This window comes from Lactobacillus sp. MRS-253-APC-2B, assembly GCF_012843675.1.
GTDB lineage: Bacteria > Bacillota > Bacilli > Lactobacillales > Lactobacillaceae > Limosilactobacillus > Limosilactobacillus pulli.
The window spans coordinates 1-511 of sequence record NZ_JABAFO010000054.1; the positions used below are offsets into that span (position 1 = coordinate 1).

General features: G+C 41.7%; 1 pseudogene. It reads right to left on the bottom strand.

The window, feature by feature from the left end:
- Positions 1-511 (bottom strand): annotated as a pseudogene (locus HF864_RS09400) (RNA-guided endonuclease TnpB family protein); the annotation flags it as partial.

The following is a 511-nucleotide window of genomic DNA, read 5'->3' on the forward strand; positions in this document are numbered from 1 at the left end:
TCCGTGTAGTCAAAGTGACCAACATTGACGTCAACCGCCGTTGCCTTGCCTGTTTTATCCAAAGTCTTAATATTCTCAGCCTTGATCTTATACGGAATAGCAGCGTAATAACGACCTTTTTCTTTAAAGTAGCTGACAACGCCAAATTCCTCAGACAGGGGTTCTTCATTTAACTTAAAGCCCCGCCATTGATCTTTTGGAATGGTACTTTCTCTTGCCCGTTCCAAATAAAGAATTCCATCTTTAATCTTGCTCTGATCACTTTTAAAGCCTTGCCTAGGTGCTTTCTTTGACTTGAATTTAGGTTTGCCCCAATCTGGCTGGGCTTTATTAAAGAAATTGCTCCAAGCATTAGCAAGATCAGTAATAGCAAGTTGCAACAAGTGTGCTGAATACTGGTACTGCCAATCGGCTTTATTGGCGACCAATTCATCACGAACTTTTCGCTCAGTTGGTGATGGATATGCTTTAAGCAAGGCTTTCTGTTTTGTGGCTTTGGCAATCCGTCTTG